This window comes from Cellulosilyticum lentocellum DSM 5427 (assembly GCF_000178835.2).
In the GTDB taxonomy this organism is placed as follows: domain Bacteria; phylum Bacillota; class Clostridia; order Lachnospirales; family Cellulosilyticaceae; genus Cellulosilyticum; species Cellulosilyticum lentocellum.
This window is the reverse complement of sequence record NC_015275.1, coordinates 4,146,069-4,169,475: the sequence shown is the minus strand read 5'-3', so window position 1 is coordinate 4,169,475 and position 23,407 is coordinate 4,146,069. Positions and strand designations below refer to the sequence as shown.

19 protein-coding genes are annotated in these 23,407 nt (G+C 30.6%); 18 read left to right on the top strand and 1 reads right to left on the bottom strand.

Annotated elements, in window-relative coordinates; translation table 11 throughout:
* Positions 1-5: 5 nt before the first annotated feature.
* The 13 genes from CLOLE_RS19095 to rfbB all read left to right on the top strand — a co-directional run bounded on the left by CLOLE_RS19095 (position 6) and on the right by rfbB (position 16,657).
* Complete coding sequence (locus CLOLE_RS19095; RefSeq protein ID WP_013658763.1) at positions 6-995, top strand: hypothetical protein; 990 nt, start codon at positions 6-8, stop codon at positions 993-995.
* On the top strand, positions 992-2,023 hold the full coding sequence (locus CLOLE_RS19090; protein WP_013658762.1) for a glycosyltransferase: 1,032 nt from the start codon (positions 992-994) through the stop codon (positions 2,021-2,023). The genes CLOLE_RS19095 and CLOLE_RS19090 overlap by 4 nt, the downstream gene beginning before the upstream one ends.
* A complete protein-coding gene (locus CLOLE_RS19085; RefSeq protein WP_013658761.1) occupies positions 2,020-4,662 on the top strand; it encodes a glycosyltransferase in 2,643 nt (880 codons plus the stop codon). Before CLOLE_RS19090 ends, CLOLE_RS19085 begins: the two co-directional genes overlap by 4 nt.
* Positions 4,663-4,691: 29 nt before the next feature.
* Positions 4,692-5,222 carry a hypothetical protein gene (locus CLOLE_RS19080; protein ID WP_162145093.1) on the top strand — a complete coding sequence of 177 codons (531 nt, stop codon included), beginning with the start codon at positions 4,692-4,694 and terminating at the stop codon, positions 5,220-5,222.
* Between the two features lie 105 nt (positions 5,223-5,327).
* Complete coding sequence (locus CLOLE_RS19075; protein ID WP_013658759.1) at positions 5,328-8,024, top strand: YfhO family protein; 2,697 nt, start codon at positions 5,328-5,330, stop codon at positions 8,022-8,024.
* Between the two features lie 14 nt (positions 8,025-8,038).
* Positions 8,039-10,099 (top strand): hypothetical protein, encoded by a 2,061-nt coding sequence (locus CLOLE_RS19070; RefSeq protein WP_013658758.1) that lies wholly within the window; start codon positions 8,039-8,041, stop codon positions 10,097-10,099.
* A 50-nt stretch (positions 10,100-10,149) separates the two neighbouring features.
* Complete coding sequence (locus CLOLE_RS19065; RefSeq protein WP_013658757.1) at positions 10,150-11,631, top strand: acyltransferase family protein; 1,482 nt, start codon at positions 10,150-10,152, stop codon at positions 11,629-11,631.
* 17 nt (positions 11,632-11,648) lie between these two features.
* Entirely contained in the window at positions 11,649-12,746 is a 1,098-nt protein-coding gene (locus CLOLE_RS19060) for a DegT/DnrJ/EryC1/StrS family aminotransferase (RefSeq protein WP_013658756.1), read from the top strand.
* Position 12,747: 1 nt separating this feature from the next.
* Entirely contained in the window at positions 12,748-13,263 is a 516-nt protein-coding gene (locus CLOLE_RS19055) for a GNAT family N-acetyltransferase (protein ID WP_013658755.1), read from the top strand.
* A 60-nt stretch (positions 13,264-13,323) separates the two neighbouring features.
* A complete protein-coding gene (locus CLOLE_RS19050) occupies positions 13,324-13,731 on the top strand; it encodes a sugar 3,4-ketoisomerase (RefSeq protein WP_013658754.1) in 408 nt (135 codons plus the stop codon).
* On the top strand, positions 13,724-14,683 hold the full coding sequence (locus CLOLE_RS19045; protein WP_013658753.1) for a glycosyltransferase family 2 protein: 960 nt from the start codon (positions 13,724-13,726) through the stop codon (positions 14,681-14,683). The genes CLOLE_RS19050 and CLOLE_RS19045 overlap by 8 nt, the downstream gene beginning before the upstream one ends.
* Positions 14,684-14,729: 46 nt before the next feature.
* Positions 14,730-15,599, top strand: a complete 870-nt coding sequence (rfbA, locus tag CLOLE_RS19040) for a glucose-1-phosphate thymidylyltransferase RfbA (protein ID WP_013658752.1) — start codon at positions 14,730-14,732, stop codon at positions 15,597-15,599.
* 11 nt (positions 15,600-15,610) lie between these two features.
* Entirely contained in the window at positions 15,611-16,657 is a 1,047-nt protein-coding gene (rfbB, locus tag CLOLE_RS19035) for a dTDP-glucose 4,6-dehydratase (RefSeq protein ID WP_013658751.1), read from the top strand.
* A gap of 55 nt (positions 16,658-16,712) precedes the next feature.
* Here the strand turns inward: rfbB and CLOLE_RS19030 are convergent, their stop codons facing one another.
* The gene (locus CLOLE_RS19030; RefSeq protein ID WP_013658750.1) at positions 16,713-18,971 is read right to left on the bottom strand and encodes a glycosyltransferase family 39 protein; all 2,259 of its coding nucleotides are present in this window, start codon (positions 18,969-18,971) and stop codon (positions 16,713-16,715) included.
* A gap of 182 nt (positions 18,972-19,153) precedes the next feature.
* Here CLOLE_RS19030 and CLOLE_RS19025 point away from each other — a divergent pair, with 182 nt between their 5' ends.
* The 5 genes from CLOLE_RS19025 (at position 19,154) to CLOLE_RS19005 (ending at position 23,363) form a co-directional block, all read left to right on the top strand.
* Complete coding sequence (locus CLOLE_RS19025; protein WP_013658749.1) at positions 19,154-20,143, top strand: glycosyltransferase family 2 protein; 990 nt, start codon at positions 19,154-19,156, stop codon at positions 20,141-20,143.
* 55 nt (positions 20,144-20,198) lie between these two features.
* On the top strand, positions 20,199-21,062 hold the full coding sequence (locus CLOLE_RS19020) for a hypothetical protein (protein ID WP_013658748.1): 864 nt from the start codon (positions 20,199-20,201) through the stop codon (positions 21,060-21,062).
* Positions 21,055-21,651 carry a class I SAM-dependent methyltransferase gene (locus CLOLE_RS19015; protein WP_013658747.1) on the top strand — a complete coding sequence of 199 codons (597 nt, stop codon included), beginning with the start codon at positions 21,055-21,057 and terminating at the stop codon, positions 21,649-21,651. The genes CLOLE_RS19020 and CLOLE_RS19015 overlap by 8 nt, the downstream gene beginning before the upstream one ends.
* Positions 21,652-21,681: 30 nt before the next feature.
* Positions 21,682-22,848: a nucleotide sugar dehydrogenase gene (locus CLOLE_RS19010; RefSeq protein ID WP_013658746.1), complete on the top strand. Its 1,167-nt coding sequence runs from the start codon at positions 21,682-21,684 to the stop codon at positions 22,846-22,848.
* A gap of 110 nt (positions 22,849-22,958) precedes the next feature.
* The gene (locus CLOLE_RS19005; RefSeq protein WP_013658745.1) at positions 22,959-23,363 is read left to right on the top strand and encodes a GtrA family protein; all 405 of its coding nucleotides are present in this window, start codon (positions 22,959-22,961) and stop codon (positions 23,361-23,363) included.
* Positions 23,364-23,407 lie beyond the last annotated feature (44 nt).

Below are 23,407 nucleotides of genomic sequence, written 5' to 3'. Positions count from 1 at the left end.
GGACTATGAAAATACTAATTGCTGGGAGTTTGTCCAATGCAGGAGGTTATGAAGAAGAACTATTAGTTAAAGAGCTTGAAAAAGAATATAAGAGTATGAAATACGATGTAGACAGTTTTATATTACCTTTTTCAAGAGACATTTTATCATTGCCAGAACAGATATTAGCCTATCAGCTCATTGATACAAATTGTTGTGATTTACTCATTACTGTAGGATATCCAGCGTGTATGCTTTCTCATCCTAATAAAGTAATTTACCTTTTTGAAAGAGTACCAGCATTTAATGAGTACTATGATAGCGAATATGGTGTACAGGCTAGCTATCAATATGAAAAGATTAAAAATACAATAAGTCAAATAGAGAAGAAAGTATTTTTAGAGGCTAAGAAGGTATTTTGTAATTCCAAACTACTTTTAGGGGATTTAAGTATATATATGAATGTAGAAAAGGAGGTCTTATATCCTCCAGCTTTAGAGATAGAGAAAAACTCAAATTTAACAAATAGTAACTATATTATGATAGAAACAGATTTATTACCTTATAATAGGTCGGAATTATTAATTACTTTTGCTAAATGTAATACCCAGTATGATATTAATATATTTATTCCTAGTGAAAATCTAGTATATTATGAGACTATGGTTAAATGGATTAAATCAGAAAAATTAGGCCACCAAATAAAGCTTATACAACAAAGAGCAACAGAAGAGGATTATAAAAATGCTTCAGCATATGTGTTAATGGATTATAATAATAGACGTATTTCTAATTCAATTATTATGGCGATGGAAAATCAAATACCAATCATAGCATGTAAGGATTGTGGAGCATCAATGGAACTGTTAGTAGATTATCCCTTACTTAAAGAAATAGAAGCAGATAATATAAAAAGCTTTAAGTTAGTAGAATTAAATAAAGCTACAAATCAGAATAAGAATTCTATGAGGTTTAATAAAACAAGATTTTTTGCAGAGAGTTTGGTGAATATATGAAAATAGCATTATTTAATACTATGACACCTTTTGTCAAAGGGGGAGCAGAAGGACTAGTAGAGGATTTAAGTAAGCAATTACAAATAAGAGGACATAAGGTAACCATTTTTAGAATTCCTTTTCCTGATGATTATGAAGTAAAACTTATTGAGCTTGTTTTGGCAACAAAGATGTTAAACTTTAGTGGATATGATAGGGTAATATGCTTTAAATATCCAACATTTTCTGTAATGCATAGAGATAAGGTTTTATGGATATGTCATCAATTTAGACAAGTATATGATTTATGGGATCAAGAATTTGGATTATCGGATAATACACATAATCAAGCCATAAAGCAAATAGTAACTTCTATAGATACAAAGGATATAGGTGAGGCTAGACACATTTATACTATTGCAGGAGTAGTAAGCAAAAGAATCAAGAAGTTTAATAATATCGAGTCAGAAGTCATTAATCCTCCACTAATTAGTAATAGTAGTTTTTTTAAGGAGAGTACCGGTGATTATTTATTTTATCCAAGTAGAATCACAGAATTAAAAAGGCAACTTTTAGCTATAGAGGCTTTAAAATACACAAAGAGTAATGTTAAACTCGTAATTGCTGGATATTGTGAGAATGAGGAGTATTTAAAGAAGATTATAGAAGTTATAAAAAGAAATAATTTAGATTCTAAAGTTAAATTTATTAATAGCTGGATTAGTGAAGAAGAGAAGATTAAATTTATGGCAAATGCTTTAGGTTGTTTATTTATACCATATAATGAAGACTATGGGTATATAACTCTAGAAGCATTTTATTCGTCTAAACCAGTAATAACATGTAATGATTCAGGCGGACCATGTGACTTTGTTAAAGATGGAGAAACAGGTTATATTGTAGAACCCTCAGCTGAAAAATTAGCAATAGCAATGGATTGTCTTTATGATAATAAGGATAATGCGGAGTTAATGGGAAATAAAGCATATGAAGAAATTATTGAAAGAAATATTACATGGGATGAGACCATTAGGAGGCTGTTATTATGAGAATAGCTTGGTTCACACCTTTTTCTAATAAAAGCGCCATAGGTATGGTTAGTAGGGAAATTTGTGAGACGTTAAGGAAGACAGTAGAAGTTGATATTTGGACACATAATAGAGAGGAATTGATAGTAACTGACATTGAAGTTAAAGTCTTTGATAAAAATACCGACTTAACTAGTCTTTCTGACTATGACTATATAATTTATAATCTAGGTAATGCTGCTGGTAACCATAGGGATATTTATGATGTTTCTAAAGACTATCCGGGAATTATTATACTACATGATCAAACAATGTCAGGTTTTTGGGGCCAATATTATTTATTTCCTGAATTTGGAGGTAATCCAGAAACAGGATATAGTAGTTACTTAGAAATGCATAAGAAGTACTATGGGGAATTAGGTGGTAAAACCGTTCAAGAAGCTCATAATAGTGGGTACTATCCTATTTATGATTATGATGGAATGGGAGACTTTAAATTAATAGAGCCTATAATTGAAAATGCCATAGGTGTTTTTACACATGCAAAGTTTTTTGTAAATAAGATTAGAAAACTAAATAATGGGCCTATTGGATATTCTTATCTACCATGTGAAATTCAACAAATTACGGAGTCGAAAGACTCTGAACTTAGTAAGGTTATAAAACAAGCCAAGGCTGAAGGAAGAAAAATTATTGTTTCTAATGGAATTGTACATCAAGTAAAAAGAATAGATAAGGTTACAGATGTACTAGCTACACATCCCCAAATAGCAAAACAGGTCTGCTATATTGTTATAGGCTCTTATGGTGGAGAATATGGGAGTAAATTAGAAGAGCTTTCAAAAACTACTCTTAAAGGCTGCCTACACATGCTAGGATATCAATCTAATGATGTTATGAATGAAGCACTTAGTCAAGCAGATTTGTGCATTAACTTAAGATATCCAAATTCTGAAGTATGTTCCCTATCTTTATTTGAGCAGATGTCATACAGAAAGCCTGTATTGGTACTTAATAGTGGGATTTATGGTGAAATGCCTGAAGAAGCTGTTATTAGGATAAGTCTAGAGAATGAGGCTATAGGGATAAAGGTTACACTATTAGATTTAATATCAGAGAAAGAATACATCATAAGAACTGGAAAAGAGGCAGGCAAATTTATAGAAACGCAGTGTACAACAGATATGTATGTACAACGTTTATTAGCATTACTAGAAGAACTAGGGACCAAACAAAAAATAAGTCAGCTTGAAAATAGAGTACTAGATGATATAGCCTTTAGACTTCAAGAACTTGGGTATAATGAGGAGACTGTGCCATCCACTATTAATAGTATTATTAAAAGTATTAGTGAAATGTTCCCATCTAATACTAGTAGAACATGTGAACGTGCAAAAAATCTTGGTGTATGGGCTGGATTTGGATATCACATACCTGGTCTGAATAGAGAAGGAATAGCTCGTTTTATGTCTTATATGGTAGAAGCGTTAGTAAGAAATTATAATATTAATGTGGAAGTTTGGTGCTATTCTTTTAATATAGATGAGATGAAGATTTGTTTCTCTTCTATTTTAGAGGATGAGGAATTGAAGGATAGGATTCAATTTATAGATGAGAAGAATTGGAAGGAAAAATTCACACCTACAGCTTATGAAGCAGAAAGCTTAGGAGAAATAAATGAGGTAAAAGATAATTTAGCCACTGTAGCTAGAGAGTTTTCTAAAGCAGAAGTATTTATACCACTTATTGTTTATTTGGATAATGTAATAGGCACAGAAAAGTCTATTTATGTACCTTGTCATGATATGGCAGTAGCAGAACATTACGACGAGTTTTTAGAAAAGGATAATAGCTTTAAATTTAGATATCTAGATATAGGTTCAAGAGCAGAAAATCTAGCTAGATATGGAGCGATTATGTTTTCTAACTGTAAGACTGTAAGGGATGAGCAGATACTTAAGTATATTAAGAATTTAAAAGCTCAAAATACAAATGTTATTTATCTACCGGTTAATATACCAAAAGATATTATGAATAAATTAATGGAAGAACAAGAAGTAAGGCAAAAGTTTTCTATACATGGGCGTTATATGTTTTATCCTACTCAAGTAAGGCCATATAAAAACATAGGGACTTTAATTAAGGCATTTAATATACTTAAAGAGGATTTTAAAGATCTTAAACTTGTATTAACGGGGAATCCTAAAGATATGCCAGAGGTTGACCAACTAATAGATGAGTTTAATTTAAGAAGTAGGATTGTATTATTAAAGAATTTAAGTGAAGTAGAGCTTTATAGCGTTTATAAATATGCCGAAGTAGTGCCAGTGCCAACTTTATTTGAAGGTGGATTTGCATGGCAAGCTTGTGAAGCTTTATTTATGAAAGTGCCACTTGTCATATCTAATATAAAAATGACAGTAGAACGCATTGAGAGTTGCGGATTTAATGAGAAGAATTGTGGGCTTAGATTATTTGATGCTTTAAATGAGGAGGCTCTTGCTAATAATATTCAACATGTCCTTGAAAATAGAGAAATAGCCTTAGAATCCCAAGAGAAATTTGCAGAAGTATTTTTAGGCTACTCGTGGGACGATGCAGCTAAGGAATATTACGATATGTTCTTTGGACATTCTGAAGAAAGTGAGGTAGATGGATGAGAAAATTATTGCCTGCAGTTTTTAGTATCATGTTATTAATAATCTGTCCTATTATGGCATTTTGTAGCACTGACGCTGAAGTAACAATTGAAGTTATTAACCAAACAGCTTTGGTTAATAAATGCTTCGTAGGAGATGCCATTATCACGTTTAATAACATTGAATTGTATAATGAAAATGTCAAGTTTTCTTATCATATTTACGATGAAGAAGGAAATATACTTGTTTTTGAGAATGAAAGAATTCCTTTTTCGTTACAAGGAAATGTGGCGACTATTTCACTAAATATAGATTTTGATAAGTATGAGCAACTAAAAAGGAAAAATAAATTTGTAGTAAAATTAGATTTAGTGGACGAACAGAATATTTATTGGTTTGGTGATAATGCTCATATAAACTTCAAACCTTACTATATACAGTATGATTTAAATACGGTAAGCATTGCAAAACAAAAATATGGCCAAGTAATAAAGAATCAAAAGGGTATTCTCATAATGAATATCGTATTTGATATTACTATAGTGATATTATTTTTCATGTATAAGAAAAAGCAAAGATAAGTGTACCTCGTGCTGGAAATTAAATATACGTAAATAGTAATCAAGTCCGATTTATTTCTTAATGATGATAGATCGGGCTTGCTATTTTTTAGAGAGGAGTAAATAATGAATTACTTAAAGAAAATGATACAAAATGATAAGAGTAAATTAATCTTTCTCTTTGGATTTTATTTTTTAGTACCTTTTTTAATATATTTAGGAACTATATTATCAGGAAATGTATTTGTGTCAGGAGATGGAGTGGGTTTTTTTGGATTTAAAATTTACTTTAATCAAAGCATTATGCAGGGACAGTTTCCATTTTGGAATCCGTACTTATCTAACGGTATCCCTTTTGCAATGGATCAAAGTTTTGGACAACTTTATCCTATTTCCATACTCATCTCCTGGTTACCATTAGACTTTTTTATTTTAGTGTATTATTCACTTCATATGGCAATTGCAGGGTTTTTTATGAATTTATTTATGAGAGAATTGAAATGCGATAAAAAAATTAGTTTTGTTATTGGACTTATATATATTCTTTCAATCCATATGGGTGGATATAGAAAAAATCATATGGGAATTATCTCTACAGTTGTTTGGATACCAGTTATTTTTTATTTTATACAAAGATATATCCATACAAAACGTGTTAAATTCCTGGTATTTTCAGGAATAGCAATGGCGCTACAGTTTTTAGCTGGATTTATTCAATGTGCATTTTATACAGATATTATCGTAGGAATATATCTTCTTTATTTTATGATTCAAGATAAATTAGGCATTAAAAGAATTATAAAAGATGGACTAGTGTGGGGGAGTACTTATATTGGATTAGTTTGTATACAACTTGTCCCCATGCTATTTATGATGAGTTGTTATGAATCGTTGGGAACTATAGATACACCCTTTGAATTCTTTAAAGGATGGTCCATTTCTTTTAGGAAACTGCTTATGACCATATTTCCTACTGTGTTTGGTCCAGACTACTCTATGCCATACGGCCACTTATACTCTTCAGAAATTGATATAGAATTATTTTTAGGAACAGCTATTATTTTATTGGTTGTTTGTGGCATCATTATCTTACATAAGCATTCGTTTGTCAAAATTGGGCTTTTATTGATGATAGGTATATACATATATGCTGCCAATGCACATATTCCTTATTTAAGTGAAATTTTGTATCGTATTCCTCTTTTAGGAGGATTTAGGGTGCCGAGTAGAATTTTACCTCTTTTTATATTTATAGAGTTTTCTATATTAGGGCTTGTATTGCAGTATTTTAAAGAAACTGCTAAGAAAACTCAGCTATTAAGTTATGCAGTTATAGGAACTATATGTTTTACCATTATAGCTTGCTTATGCTATATATTCATTAGTAATGGAATCTTTAGCTCAAATCTAAGTGAGTTTTATAAAGGTGGACGAATCTTTGTGGGACCGATAGTTATTTGTATTATAATCTGTATTGGAATCTATTTATATAGTAAATATGAAACTCAAAAGATATTTACTATATTCTTAGGTGTTTTAGTAAGTGTTACTTTATTTCAAACATTTCCTTATTATCATATGTATGCTACAGTCAGTTCAAAAGAATATATGATGGATGATTCAAAGAAGGCTTTAAAAGAGTTAATTGGCGTAGGAAATATATGGTATGCCTCAGAAAAACAACAAGCTTATTTTACTAGTGAAATAGGATTTAATAAAGGAGCAGTTCTAGAAATGCCTTCTCTTAATTCTTATGTTTCGTTGAATAATCCAACTATGTATAGATTATTTAATAATAATGCGATTCCTCAGTTGAATTTTTCCGGTTTATATACATGGTTCCCTGCAGCTAGAGCCAATGTAAGAGCACAAAATGGTACGCTTTCTATGTTAGGGGTGAATGTAATCGCTGATCAGGAAAATGTAATAGATGAATTGGGAACTTCATATACAATGGGTATGGAGAAAAATACTATTTTTGAACAAGAAATATTACAAGTTCCAAATTTAGAGGGGCAATTGTTTGTATTTAGTAATCCAGTAGAAGTAAAGAAGAATACTTTCTATAAAGTAGCATTTGATGCAGAGGCTAATAAAGCTCCAGGGAGTGTATACTTTGATTTATGTGGAGAAAATTATGATCGTGGAGCTCAAGATGTTAATATATATATTAAAGAAGGTAAGCATCATTATGAAAACTATGTATTTACAGAGGATTCAGATGAAGGAGCCAATATTGTAGCACGAATTGTAGGAACCCCTATAGCTGATATAAATATTACAAACTTAAAGTTTATAGAAATGGAAACTATCCCATATACAGGAATCTATGAAAAGATATATGAGGGAAATGGGACAGTTTATTATAGAAATAATAATGCTAAGGATTTGTTATATTTTACAGAGAATGTAATTAACGTACAAGATAGAGGAAAAATATATAATGATGTATATAAATTAGATTTTATTAATAATAGCTATATTGAGGGGTATGATGATAAAGAGGGACTCGATCTAGGTGAGATTAAGATTATAGATCAAGGCATTAATTCTATAAAGGCACAAGTAGAATGTAGTGAAGAGGGATTCTTGAATTTTTCACAAAATTATTATCCAGAGTGGAAAGCTTTTATTGATGGAGTTGAAACTAAAATTTATATAGTAAATGGTAGTATACAAGGGATTAGTGTACCTGAAGGAAGTCATATTGTAGAGTTTAAATTCGTACCTACTTCATTTTATATAGGTGGTAGTATTACCTTAGTAGTTTTAATAATAATTATAGTTATATCTATATATAAGACAAAAAAACATAGAGTCTAAAGGAGTTATATATAATGATAAAAGGGAAAATAAGGGAGAATAAGCAACTAATTTTAGCTATTAGTATTTCATTTATTACATTGCTTATAGCTGCAGTAGTTTTTTGCACTAAGACTCAAATCTATGATTCTGAATATTATTGGTCTTGGGGAATGAGCATATTTAATAATGGAAAAATTAACTTTTTAAACTTTCCAGAGACATTTAGAGGGTATCTATATCCTTTTATTATTGCAAGTTTGCGTGTAATAGGCTTAAAACTCTTTAATTCAGAGTGGATATTGTTTATATTATTTAATTGTGTGATATTTACTGGAATTATATGTGTATTAGTGCCTAAATTATTAGAGTATGATATGAATAGTAAATATTCATGGATAAAATCTTTTATTTTTTCAATATTAGTAGTTATTTTTTGGAGAAATCATTTAGTATATTCGTTATCTGACATTCCTGCAATGGCGATGTTTATGTTAGCAGTTCTTATGTTGAAAAACTTATATAAGGGTAAGGGGATATTTCCATATTTATTAAAGAGTTTTTTTATTGGTTGTATATTATATGCAGCATATAATACTAGAGCTATCTATTTATATGCGGGGATTTTAGTAATTATTTATTACATAATTATAAACTTAAAGCAGAATAAAATTACTTTAATAGGCTTTATAGGTGCTCTTATACTGGGTGGAGCTTTAATAGCCATACCTCAGATGAAGATTAATGAACAATATACAGGCAGTAGTACTCCTAGAGTGCTAACTGAGCAGTTATTCAATTACGATAATAATTTGCAAATGTATCAGATATATGAGGGAATGGGGATGACCAGGTATGAGTCGCTTATAACTCAATATGAAGACTACGATAAACCGGCTATAGGATACCCTGATGTCACAGGTAAGCAGATTATTATAGAGGAAGGATTAACTGGAAGTTTAGGGGTACTCGGTTTAGGAGATATTATCAAACTTTACTTAAAGTATCCGTTTGACTTTGTATCAATTTATATGAATCATATATTTAGTTACTTAACAATTATATGGAGTGATAGTACTTATATAGATAGTTTTTGTGCAGATAAGTATTTCTTTTTTACAATAAATGTATTTGTTTGGCTATATGCACTGGCGGGATGGATCTTTAAAGGAGATTGTGATAAGAAGAGGATAGGATGGGAAAATTGGGGTTTCTTAATCATAATGTTAATTCCTTGTATAATGTGTATTCCAGGGGTTCCAGAACTAAGGTTTTGGTCTCTAATTTACTTTTTAATTTACGGTTATATATGTTATAGGGTAAGCATGAATGTAGTAATAAATGGAGTCATAAAGAATATATGGAAGGTATTGCTGATAGGAGGAACTATTTTATTTGTAGGGATTGGTTATGCGGGGAATATTTTAAGACAAGCTGAAGTAGGTGCCATTTTATTTCATACAGCAGCAGAAACAGGATTAGTGAGCAAAATTCCTGATACTGTTAGGATAATGGGATATATATCCTTAATAGTATCGTTTATGATTATATATAAAGTTTTTGTGAAAAGCAAAGAAGAAGGGATAAAGAAATATATAAATAGCTTAATGAATGGTAATAGAATCACGCTAATAGGTTGCAGTATGTGTATAGTATTTTCAATAGTATTTAGTATTTGGAGTGTATATGTAGAAAAAGATACTATAAAAGATATTTTAGTTCCAGAAATACTGACAGAGGTTCAAGAGATTTATACTACTCAAAAAGTGGAAGTTCCTAATAGTGATGAAAGCCTAAATGTGATTCCTATAGAAGTAAATCTATCTCCAGAAACTTATTATAAAGTAGAATTTGATATGACAATTGAAGATAATATGCCGACTCTGTTTTACTTGGATTTTTATAATGAAGGTTATGATAGAGCTGAGCAAGACATTACCATTAATCCAAAGAAAGGAAAGAATCATTATTCTTATAATATTTTTTCCGGAAAAGACGTTCCTACCAATGTATTTCTTAGAATTATTAGCATTACAAATACATCTTACTCAATTGAAAATTTAAAGATTATAGAGATGAAATCTAATAAGAATTAATATGACAGATACCCATAAGAATACAATTTTCATAAGGAGGAAAGAGAGAAGTGAATGAGAAAAAAAGGTATTTATGGCTAGATGCAGCCAAGTATATAGCCATATTTGCAGTAGTCATGAATCATATTTATGGAGCCACTTATTTTGACAATTACAGAGTATTACTGTATACAGCATTTAGTGTTACACTATTTACATTAGTTTCTGGAGTTACTTCAGCTATTGATATGGAGAGAGGCTTTGAAATAAAAACATATCTTGTATCTAGGATTAAGCGAGTAATCATACCCTATATAATAGCATCCATAATATGTATTTTATTTCAATATAAGTTGTTAAATATTAATATACTGTTTAAGAATCTGATTGCATTTTCGGCCTCGCCTCCATATTATTTTATACTTTTCTATATCCAACTTATTATAGTAGCACCATATATATATATTATGTTCCAAAAGACACAACAACAAAAAGTACTCCAGATTATTCTATTAATAGGAGCGTACTTTACAGGAATATTGTTTAATAAATATACATACATTGAAGGAACTATGGGAGGAAGTTCGCATTTACTGGGAGGTTCATATTTCTTTGCATTTGTATTTGGCATGTGGTTTTATTTAAATAGAAATTATTTTAGTAAAAAAATCGTAAGAGTGAGTATGGGACTGATAGGAACAATAGGGATTATTCTTATGGATAAATTAGACTGGATAGTAGCTAGTTGGTCAAATCCTCCTAATAAGTATGCTGTATTTTATACTTTATGTATCTTTGCACTTATATATGTGATTTTTGAAGGAATAGATAATTTTTTAAAAGAAGAAAGTGAAGTAAGGAAAGTACTCAAAAAGGTATTTGAACCAGGAAGTAAATCATTATATGTATTTTTGTATCATATGATATTTATCAATATTTTAAATGTTGTATATGCAAAGTACCTTCACTTACCTAGTAAATTGATAAATTTGTTATTTGTGGCATTAGGTGCTATATATCTACCTGTTATATTTTATAATAGTTATAAATTTATTGTAGACAAATTGGGGAAAAATAGGGATAAGGTTAGATTACCGAAGCTTAATGTTATAAGTACTTTAATTTGTTTGTCGATAATGATATTATTTATATATCCTAAAGAAGAAATATATAATGATTATTCTAGGGTTATAGTATATAAAGATAAGGAAGTTATTTATGAAGAAGAATTAGTAGAACTTCCTAATACATATGATGAAGTATGTGTACTTAATAATAGGGTTAATTTAAAGGATAATACGTTATATCGGATAGAATTCAATTTAGAAAGTGGGGAGAATATACCTGCACTTTTTTATATGGATTTATTCGGTGAGGGCTATGATTCCACAAATCAAGACATGATATTTAATCTTGAAATGGGTAAAAACGTTTATAGTGCACAAGTTTTTTCAGATACGATTCCTAATGAAGTATACCTTAGGATAATTTTCAATACTAATCAAGAGTATAATATTAGTAATCTTAAATTGATAGAAATGGTAAGTGAATAGAAATGGAGTGGTAGAAGATGAAAATAATGCCTAATCGAATGGATAGGGGTTTTCAGATGCATCAACTAGATTTTGAAAATAAAGCTTTAGAAGTACTACGTTCGGGGTGGTATGTTCTTGGCAAGGAAGTTTCAAAATTTGAAGAAGAATTTGCAGTTTATACAGGGAGTAAATATTGCGTAGGTGTTGCGAATGGGTTAGATGCACTTTGGATGGCTTTTCGCATTTTAAATATCGGAAAAGGTGATGAAGTTATTGTACAAGGGAATACATACATTGCGAGTGTGATGGGAATCACCATGAATGGAGCAACACCTATTTTTGTAGAGCCAGATGTGTATTACAATATAGATACTTCTAAAATAGAAGAAAAGATAACGGATAAGACTAAAGCAATATTGGTCGTGCATCTGTATGGACAAGCTTCTAATATGAAGGGAATAATGGAAATAGCTAATAAATACAATCTTAAAGTAGTAGAAGACTGTGCTCAAAGTCATGGTGCTTGCTTTGAGGGTAAGATGACAGGAACCTTTGGAGATATAGGATGTTTTTCTTTTTATCCATCTAAAAATCTTGGAGCGTTTGGTGATGCAGGTGCAATAGTAACCAATAATCCTCAAATAGCAGAAGAGTTTAAGGTGTTTAGAAACTATGGAAGCGAAAAGCGATATTATAATAAAGTAGTAGGAACAAATTCTAGATTAGATGAGTTACAAGCTGGATTGCTTAGAGTGCGTCTTACACATCTAGATGAACTAACAAATGAGAGACAAAAGTTGTGTGAGAGATATTTAGAAAGGTTAAATAATCCTTTTATTGAGCTTCCAATAATCAGAGAATCGGCAAGTACAGTATGGCATCAGTTTGTTATTAAATGTAAGTATAGACAGGAACTAATTACATATTTAGAAGAAAAAGAAATAGGAACTATTATTCACTATCCAATACCACCACATCTTTCAGAAGCCTATTCTTATCTAGGGCTTCAAAAGGGGAATTTGCCTATTACAGAAGCTTACGCAGAAACAGTACTTTCCATTCCACTATATAATGGAATGACAGAAGAAGAGCAAGATTTTGTAATAGAGACTATTAATAGTTTTGAGGTGTAGAATGAATATTAAACTAAGAAAGCTGAAGCAAAAAGATGCTCCTTTAATGCTGGAGTGGATGCAAGATAAAGAAATTACTAGTTGTTTTAGATTTGATGCTCAGAGTATGACAATTGAAAAAGTATATAGTTTTATTGAGAAAGCACAAGACATTTCTACGGATATGCATTTGGCAATTATAAATGAAGAAGATGAGTACCTAGGAACAATTAGCTTGAAGGAAATTGACTCAATAAATCATACTGCAGAATATGCAATTAGCATGAGAAAGTGCGCGATAGGGAGTGGAGTAGCACGAAGTGCAACTGAAAAACTTCTTGATAAAGCGTTTAATGAAGTAAAGATTAATAAGGTATATCTTAATGTATTATCTGATAATATAAGAGCTATTAAGTTTTATGAGAAATTAGGCTTTAGTTTTGAAGGTGAATTTAAAGATCATCTTTTTATTAATGGAAAATATAAGAGTATAAAGTGGTATGGAATCTTTAAAGTAGACTTTATGAAAAGTATTTAAAAGAATGCGAAACATATAATAATTTGCAAGGAAAGCATCCATAAAAGGGAGTATAGAATCATGAAAGAGTTTAAAATTATTGAATGGAAAGAAAATGGTGGTGAGACAGGGAAGCTTGTAGTAATTGAAGGAATAAAGAATATCCCTTTCGAAATTAAAAGATTATTTTATATTTATGGAATGGATAAAGAGGCTGTAAGAGGTCAACATTCTAATAGGAAAAGTGAATTTGTAATGTTAAATGTGTGTGGAAGTGCTAAAGTTCGTCTTCATGATGGAAAGAAAGAAACAATAGTTAGTTTAGATAAACCTAATATGGGGCTTTATATACCTAAACTTATGTGGAAAGATATGTATGACTTTTCTGAGGACTGTGTGATGCTAGTACTATCAAATGAAGCTTATGACAGTGATGAATATATAAAGGATTTTGATGAATTTTTAAGGGAAGTGGCACAAAATGAGTAAATTATCAATTATAATACCCGTCTATTATAATAGCGATACATTAGAAGCACTTTATGAAGATATGAAGAAAGTAGTTCTTTCAGTTGTTGAAGACTACGAAATTGTCATGATAGATGATGGGTCAGGTGATAATTCGTGGGACGTTATGAATAGTTTATCTAAAAGAGATAGTAGAATTAAGCTTGTAAAGCTTTCACGTAATTTTGGTTCTCATGCTGCTATTCTTGCAGGGCTTTCAGTATGTACAGGGGACTGTGCAACAATAAAGGCGGCAGATCTTCAAGAGCCTTCAGAAATTCTATTAGAGATGCATGAAAGCTGGAAAAAAGGCAATAAAGTAGTGCTAGCTGTAAGAAGTGACAGACAAGAAAGTTATTCTCAAAAATTATTTGCTAATTTATATTATTGGTTAATTAGAAAGTTCGCGATACCATCTATGCCAGAAGGTGGTTTTGACTGCTACTTGATTGACAGAAAGGTTATAGAAGTACTGAGAATGCTAGACGAAACAAATTCAGCAGTTACACTCCAAATCTTATGGTCAGGATTTAAGAGAGATACTATATATTATGTTCGTCAAAAGAGAGAAGTAGGTGTATCAAGATGGACATTAGCTAAGAAAGTTAAGTTGGTTGTAGATTCTTTAGTAGGCTTTTCATTTGTGCCTATTCGCTTTATGTCCATTATAGGTGGCTTTTTCTCTCTTGTATCATTTATTTGGATGCTTGTTGTAATAGCTCAAAAGATGATGGGAGATATACAAGTTCAAGGATGGACGGCACTCATGATAGTAGTATTATTCTCTTCAGGCTTGATACTATTAACATTAGGTATACTAGGAGAATATATTTGGAGAATTCTAGATGCTTCTAGAAATAGGCCAGTTTACATAGTGGAAGAAATAAGAGATGAAGAAATTAGTGACAGTAATTCGAGTAGTGAAGTAAGTTAATGATGTATAGATAATTTACAATACATAATGAAAGAAGGGAAAAGCGATGAAAGGAATTATTCTTGCAGGAGGAAGTGGAACGCGCCTGTATCCCGTTACTAAATCCATTTCGAAGCAAATACTACCTATATATGATAAACCTATGATTTATTATCCTTTGTCCACATTAATGTTAGCAGGAATAAGAGAAATATTAATTATTTCAACCCCTAGAGATTTACCTGTATATGAGGAATTATTAGGTACAGGTGAAATGTTAGGATTAGATATAAGCTATTCAGTTCAGGAAGAACCTAATGGGTTGGCCGAAGCTTTTATTATAGGAGAAAGGTTTATTAATCAAGACAAGGTAGCTTTAGTATTAGGGGATAATATTTTTTATGGTAGAGGCTTTGGTAGCGTATTAGAAAGTGCATCGGCATCAGAAGAGGGAGCAACTATTTTTGGATATTATGTAAGTGACCCGACTTCGTTTGGTGTAGTGGAGTTTGATAGAGATGGGAATGTTTTATCTTTAGAAGAAAAACCAGCTAACCCAAAATCTAATTATGCTATTCCGGGATTATATTTCTATGATAATGATGTGATAGAAATCGCAAAGGCTATAGAGCCTTCGCCTCGAGGAGAATTAGAAATTACAGCGGTAAATGCAGAGTATCTTAGAAGAGGAAAGCTAAAGGTAGAGCTCTTTGGAAGAGGTATGGCATGGCTAGATACCGGGACACATGAGGGACTTATGGAAGCAACTAACTTTGTACACACTGTACAAAAGAGACAAGGTTTATATGTAGCTTGTATTGAAGAGATTGCGTATAATAAGGGATATATACAAAAAGAGCAGCTACTAAACTTAGCAGAGCCAATGCTTAAAACAGACTATGGGCGTTATCTACAGTTTGTAGCGAATCATGGATAGGAGAGATACATATGAAAAATATATTAGTGACAGGTGGAGCAGGTTTTATTGGTTCTAATTTTGTAAAGTATATGTTAGAAACTTATGATTATAATATTATTAATTTAGACGTACTTACTTATGCGGGTAATTTAGAAAATTTAATAGAAGTGCAAGAAAATCCTAGATATACCTTTGTTAGGGGAGATATTAGAGATCGAGAATTAGTGGATAGTCTATTTACTGAGCATGAAATAGATACTGTGGTTAACTTCGCAGCTGAATCTCATGTTGATAGAAGTATTGAAGATCCAGAAATATTTTTAACAACTAATATACTGGGGACACAAGTATTATTAGATACAGCTAAGAAATATTGGAAAGTTAATATTGAAGATAAGTACTGTAAATCTTTTAAAGAGGGGGTAAAATACCTTCAAGTATCTACTGATGAAGTGTATGGCACTTTAGGAAAAGAAGGAATGTTTACGGAAACAACACCACTTGCCCCCAATAGCCCTTATTCTGCATCTAAGGCAAGTGCAGATATGATTGTAAGAGCCTATCATGAGACTTTTGGGATGCCTGTAAATATTACAAGATGTTCTAATAACTATGGTCCTTATCAATTTCCAGAAAAGCTTATCCCGTTAATGATTAATAACTGTTTAAATGATAGACAACTACCTGTATATGGAGACGGTATGCAAATTCGTGACTGGCTTCATGTTAAAGATCATTGTACAGGAATTGATACAGTTCTACATAAGGGAGAAACAGGTGAAGTTTATAATATTGGTGGAAATAATGAAAAAGCCAATATCCAAATTGTTAAGCTCATTATTAAAACACTAGGAAAATCAGAACAACTTATTAAGTATGTTCAAGATAGGCCAGGACATGATAGAAGGTATGCCATTGACAATTCAAAGATTGCAACTGAGTTAGGTTGGGCTCCTTCATATACCTTTGAAGTAGGAATGGAGGAAACGATTCAGTGGTATTTAAAGCATGATGAGTGGATGAACAATATAGTATCTGGAGAATACTCTAATTATCTTGAAAAAATGTATATATAAACATATATAAATAAAAAATGCTTACTACAGTAAAAAGTAGTAGGCATTTTTTTGATTAATTAAGGTAATATAATTTGTAGTGGCTATTAGAGAAAATGAGCTCTAAAGGTAAAAGTTTAGAAGTAAGGGAAAAGTCTGTTGTACTATCGGTTAAAATATATTTTCCGCTTAAATCTAAAGGTGTAGTAGATTGTAGCTCAAGAGTACCAACACTCCAGACAGAACCTTCATCTGGAACCAATTTTATTTTAAGGAGATCTCCTGTATTCTTAAAGTCATTAATTTTAATAAAACTTGTATTAGAATCTAATCTACCAAGATAAGTATCATTTAGATAGATGGAACAATTTAATTGTGGAGTAAATGGTAAAGGTGAATTATTTGTATTAATGGTTAGATTATATTCGCCAGGACTAACATCAATGTAGAAATAATTTTCGGTTACTCCATAAATAACATCCTCCAGTCCACTGGGAGAAGCTGTATTTTCAAAGAAGACACTACCTATGGTAGAATCGCCATTTATATAAGTACTACTGATATCAAAGCCATAAATATTAGTTTGATCAAAAAAAGATTCAGCTATCCAAGGGGCTTGAATGGCTAATGAAGTATTAACAATAGGGGTATCAGGACCACCAAAATCAAAGAAATAATCAACACTAGTAAGTAATCTGTCAAGTGGCAAAACTTTAATCAAATTATTTGTGTCACTGTAAAAGGTATTAAACCAAGTACGTTCATAATCTATATTTCCTAAGTTCTCACTTAATTTATAAACTTTTTGAGGAGGAATATTATGTTGAATCATATGTCTATATAGTTCATTGGTAGTATTACCGTTGGCCTTCATAGCAGATACTTCTTTTGCATTGTTATTTATACTACCAAGGATAGCTATGAAGAAAAAGAGAGGTAGACATATATATTTGCACTTAGTTTTTATTAGTAAAACAGTTATTACAGTGAGTACAAAGATAACAATTGGAATAGTTATAGTACTGTTCTGTAATGCTGAATAGACAGCATCTACAGAATATAAATTATTATCTCCTAGAAAAAATTTAGACCATATAGCAGTATCAAAAGCATTAAAATATCCTTTAACATGTAACGTAAGAGGAATGACATTTGAGTAGATATTAATACCTAATGAACATATAGAGATAACTATAAGATGAAGTTTATTTAGATTCACCTGCTTGTCCCTACCCATATTACTTATAGCAACAATAATGATAAAAGGAATAGCAGTAGTCACATATCTACCATATGGATAAGTAGGAACTTGAAGATGATGTAAAGCAGATATTCCTATAATTCCCAATGTAAAGAAAGCAATTAAAACTATGAAAGATTGATTTCTAGAAGGTTGTTTTTTAAACTTAATCAAGGTATTTATAAAAATACTAAAAAAGAAAGTGTAACAACCCAGAGAAAGATAAGAAATTTGAGAAATCCCTGCTCGAAATACATTCCATATGTTAATATTCTCTCTTACATTTTCAAACTCAGAAGCATAACCTAAACCACCATCTGAGGTATTTAAATAATTTCTTATGAGCCAAGGGAAAATGATCAAAAAAGCTGCAATAAAGATAATGAAATGCTTTTTTAGATAAGTTATATCTTTGTTTTCAATAAAATAAAATTCATAAGCAAGAGCAAAGAAAGTGGCTATTAATAGTACTATTCCTACTTGTTTGCATAAAAATAAAAGACCTAAAGAAAGACCATAAAAGATAGCACGTTTAGTTGTTTTGTATTCTAGATAATACATATATAAAAAAATTGACCAAATAAGCAAGGTAAAGTATAAAGGTTCAGCTACTATAAGGTTAGTTACTACTTTCCATGGAAATAAAGTTATACTAAAAGTTGTAATAAAGCATATTATACGACTACCAATTAATCTACTACATATTAAAAACAATGGAAATACCATGGAAGAAAATACTATGGTATTAAACAATTTTATCATTTCAAAAGCTCTTATTAAATCTCCTTGTTTGAAAAAAAAGGAAATAAGGAAAGGATAAAGAGGATTATATTGGGCATGATTTTGATAACTAAAATTACTGTTAATAGATTTACCTAGGCTAAAGTAAAGTAATTCATCAGCTCCAAAAGTAGGACCAAGTACTTCTTTTCCTGAAGTATATAAGAAAAAAGAATTTAAAATAACAAATAAAGATAAAATCAAAAATTCTTTAAAATTTATAAATGGTAAAAAGGTAGGGGGATGTTTGGTATTAGCCAAAGGTAGATTGATATTTGTAGATGGAACATGATTTGATGTTATTGTAGTATTCATAGAGAGCCTCCTTAGAATTTTGTGACAAAACACATATAATCACAGAATATTATAAATAAGTTGCTGTTTATGCGTATAATAATATAAATTAGTCGCTGTTTGATTATACCAAATATATACATTATGTGCTATGATAAATATATAGAAATATGTCTAAAATTCGGGAAGAAAGTGGGATTTTGATGAAATTAATAATTCAAATACCTTGTTACAATGAGGAACGAACTTTGCCAATTACCTTTTCACAGTTACCTAAGTATATAAAAGGAATTGATGAAATTGAATACTTAATTATAAATGATGGGAGTAAGGACAAAACAGTAGAAGTAGCTAAAAAATTAGGGATACATCATATAGTAGATATGATGAATAATAGAGGATTGGCAAAAGGATTTATGGCGGGTATTCATGCCTGTTTAAGCCTAGGAGCAGATATTATAGTTAATACAGATGGAGATAATCAGTACAGTGGCTATGATATTGAAAAGCTTGTACAACCCATTTTAGAGAAAAGAGCAGAGATCGTTATCGGTGATAGAGAGACAGATAATATAGAGCACTTTTCTCCACTAAAGAAAAGGCTTCAGAAGTTAGGAAGTAGTGTGGTGAGAAAAGCATCAAATACTAATGTATCGGATACTACGAGTGGTTTTAGGGCATATAGTAGAGATGCAGCTATGAAACTTAATGTACTTTCAGAATATACATATACATTAGAAACCATTATTGATGCGGGACATAAAAAGCTAGCTATTGAAAATGTAGCCATTAGTACTAATGAAAAGTTAAGAGATTCAAGATTATTTAAAAGTATGTGGGGGTATATTAAAAAATCAGCTATTACGATTACTCGTACTTATACTATGATGAAACCGCTAAAGGTATTTTTGAGTATTGGTATTATATTTTTATTAATTGGATTAGCAATCGGAGGTAGATTTATATATCATTGGTTAACTAGTGATGGTTCAGGACATATTCAATCACTTATATTAAGTTCTATTACTATAAGTGTAGGAGTTCAATCTATATTTTTTGCGTTTGTAGCAGATGCTATTTCAGCAAATCGAAAGGTAAATGATGAGTTGCTCTACAGGCTTAAGAAGTTAGAGTATAATTATTTACAAGAAAAAAATTCGGACGTACATACAAATAAGAAAGATGTAGTATAAGGGGGTAACTATTATTAAGTATAAGTGGGTAGGAAGAAGCTTATCAATAGTTTCTATGGGATTTGTATTTTTAAAATTGAGAAATTTTCAATTAGATATAAAAGAGTACGTTACTTGGGAGAATTCTATAGCACTTTTACTAGGGGGAATCTTAATAATCCTTTCAACTGTAAATTTAGGAATAGGTTGGGGGAAAATATTGAATCAGTTAACAGTGAAGAAGGTACCACAAAAAGAGATTAGTAATATTTATATTAAATCTAATTTATCCAAATATATTCCAGGTAATGTAATGCAGTTTGTGGGAAGAAATATACTGGCAAAGGAATATGATATTTCACAACAGGTGATTACTCTAAGTACCATCTATGAACTAGGGATATTGGCATTAATAGGGAGTAGTATTATTATTTTAAGTGGACAATTAAAAGTTATTCTTAATCTTTTTTCACTTAATCTGCTAATTATAATAATGATAGTAGTTGTTGTTATTTTAGGCATACTAGTAGTATTTAAAATTACTAGTAGACTTCAGGTACACCTTAGAAGTATAGACTATAAGGTTATATTGAAATGCATAAAATGCTCATTAGCTTTTTATGTTATGGGATTACTGCTAATGGGTATTTCCTTTGTTATAGTATTATATACCTTTAATTCATTGGAGGTAACAATGAATAATGTATTTTTGTATATAGGGGTATTCATATTAGCATGGTTTGTTGGATTTATAACCCCAGGAGCACCTGGTGGCATAGGAATTAGAGAAACTGTGTTAATGGTTTATATGGGAAACCTATTTTCAGGTATACATATAATAGAGCTTGTAGCAATTCATAGAATAATTAATGTTATTAGTGACATTAGTATTTATTTAATAAATATTCTACTATCTAAAGGGAGAAAAAAGTATGAGTGATAATCAACCACAAGGTAACTATTATAATAAATATGAAAGTAAAAATATTATAGAAAAAAGGCTTATGCAAGGTTTTTTTAATTCTATTGATCGATGTCTAGATCAAATTAAATTTCAAAGGGTATTAGAGGCAGGTTGTGGAGAAGGGCATGTTACAGATTATATTAAGAGAAGGTATAAGTGTACGATAGAAGGTTTTGACATAGGAGAAGAGGCTATTAATAAGGCTAAGAGATATTTTGTAGATATTCCATTTTATATACACTCTATATATGAGTTACCTTATGAGGAAGAGTTTGACTTAGTAGTATGTTGTGAGGTGATAGAGCACCTAGAACAATATGAAAAAGCTTTAGAAGAATTATTTAGAATATCAAAAAAATATGTGTTAGTAAGTGTACCAAGAGAACCATTATGGCGGTTTCTAAATTTATGTAGGCTAAAATATGTTAAAGATTTAGGAAATACACCTGGGCATATTAATCATTGGGGGCATAAAGAATTTAAAAGGCTATTGAGTAAGTATGGGAATATTATAGATACTCAGAGCCCGTTACCTTGGCAGGTTATATTACTTGAAAAAAGATAAAATAGTATATTGGTGAAAGAAGGTTTATAGATGAAAATTACAATAGCAGGAATTGGGTATGTAGGTTTGTCTAATGCTATTTTATTAGCACAACATCAAGAAGTTGTTGCTTTAGATGTTGTACAAGAAAAGGTAGATTTAATTAACCAAGGAAGATCTCCCATTATGGATGTAGAAATAGAAGAGTATTTAGCTAATAAGGAACTTGATTTAGTAGCAACTACAGATGTAAACAAGGCTTATGAAGGGGCTGAATATATTATCATTTCTACACCTACAAATTATGATCCACAAAAGAATTATTTTGATACAACAAATGTTGAGACAGTTATTAAGCAGGTTTTAGAAATTAATCCAGAGGCTATTATGGTAATCAAATCTACTGTGCCAGTAGGATATACCGAAAAAGTACGAGCTATGTTTGAAACTGATAATATTATTTTTTCCCCTGAGTTTCTAAGAGAGGGGAGAGCGTTATATGACAATTTGTATCCTTCAAGAATTATTGTAGGTGAACAATCTGTAAGAGCAGAGAAATTTGTTGAACTTTTAAAACAAGGTGCACTTAAAGAAGATATACCTGTATTATTCACTAATTCAACGGAAGCTGAAGCAATAAAACTATTTTCTAATACATATTTAGCACTTAGAGTGGCATATTTTAATGAATTAGATACCTATGCAGAGATTAGGGGATTGGATACAAAGCAAATTATTGAAGGTGTTTGTCTAGATCCTAGGATAGGTTCGCATTATAATAATCCTTCATTTGGATATGGTGGATATTGTTTGCCTAAAGATACAAAGCAACTAAGAGCTAACTATGCAGATGTACCTAATAATATTATTGAGGCTATAGTGGAAGCAAATAAAACAAGGAAAGATCACATAGCAGATATGATTTTGGCAAGAAGTCCAGAGGTTGTAGGAATTTATAGATTAACGATGAAAAAGAATTCTGACAACTACAGAGCATCTTCTGTTCAAGGGATTATGAAGCGAATTAAGTCAAAAGGAATTGAAGTAGTAGTTTATGAACCGACATTGAAAGAGGAACATTTTTATAAGTCTAAAGTAATTAGGAATCTACATGAATTTAAACAAAGATGTGATGTTATTGTATCTAATAGATTAGCAGAAGAGCTTTTAGACGTACGGGAAAAAGTATATACAAGAGATTTGTTTAATAGGGATTAGATAGTATTTTACAAGAGGTCATAAAGATATAAAAACATAAAAAAGAAGAGGTTAACCTCTTCTTTTTTATGCTATACTATATATATTCTGATTTAAGGAGAAAATATAACATGCAACAGTTTAAAATATTTATAAGTAAATATAACACTATAATTCAATTTGTTAAATTTGGGATTGTGGGATTAAGCAATACTCTCATTTCATTGGCTGCATACTATATACTTATTTATATTGGGGTAAATTACATTATGGCTAATGCTATTGGATTTGTGCTAGGAACAATAAATGCATATTATTGGAATAATAAGTATGTATTTAAGAAGACTCAGGAAGGAAATATCAAACCATTTTTAAAAAGTTTTACGGGTTATGGTATGACTTTTTTATTGGGAACAATTTGTTTAGTTCTTTTAGTACAAGTTTTGGGAGTATCTGAATTTATTGCGCCCATTATTAATATGTTAATAACTATTCCAATTAACTTTTTTATAAATAAGTTTTGGGCATTTAAATAAAGCGTTAAAGTATAATAATGTTCTTTGTTATATGATAGATATCA